At 46.3% G+C, this 609-nt stretch carries 1 protein-coding gene and 1 pseudogene; one reads left to right on the forward strand and one right to left on the reverse strand.

The window, feature by feature from the left end; genetic code table 11:
* Window positions 1–369, forward strand: a 369-nt coding sequence (locus tag R7040_RS27825; protein WP_318097797.1) for a response regulator transcription factor, incomplete at its 5' end; no start/stop codon positions are given.
* A gap of 37 nt (window positions 370–406) precedes the next feature.
* On the opposite strand, the pseudogene cosR reads toward R7040_RS27825, so the two are convergent.
* Window positions 407–609: pseudogene (gene cosR, locus R7040_RS27830) on the reverse strand (MarR family transcriptional regulator CosR); the annotation flags it as partial.

Below are 609 nucleotides of genomic sequence, written 5' to 3' on the forward strand. Positions count from 1 at the left end.
GAATACATCATGAAAGTGATGCAGGCAGGGGCGGTGGGGTACATGCTCAAAGAAATTTCAGCCGAGAAAATGGTGCAAGCCATCAAAACCGTGAACCAAGGTTCAACCTATTTTTGCGAGTCCGTAACTCAGACGCTCTTTACGCAAGAAATCAAACCCGCCCATCACAAACCCAATCCGCTTAGTCGACGAGAAGAGGCGGTCTTGAGGTTGGTGGCACAAGGCAATAGCAGTAAGAAAATCGCGACGTTACTCAATATCAGCTATCGAACAGTAGAAACGCATCGTCACAACATCAAACATAAATTAGATTTGCATTCGACAGCGGAATTAGCCAAATACGCATTTGAAACGGGGCTGACGGAATAAAAAAGTGCCCGTTTAATACGAGCACTTAAAGAGGCGATTATTCTGGTTTGGTGATGCTGCCGATTTCTAGCAGAGGCGCTACATCGATGTCTTCTGCGTTCATCATGGTGGAGATGCGCTGGACAGAAGAAAGCAGCAATGTTTGTTCCCACTCTTCCAATTTTTGGAATCGATTGATGAAGTGTTCTTGCAGCGGAGTTGGCGCTTGTCTCAGAGCTTCTTCGCCCTTCTCGGTAAGTA

Source organism: Vibrio sp. 1069 (assembly GCF_033340555.1).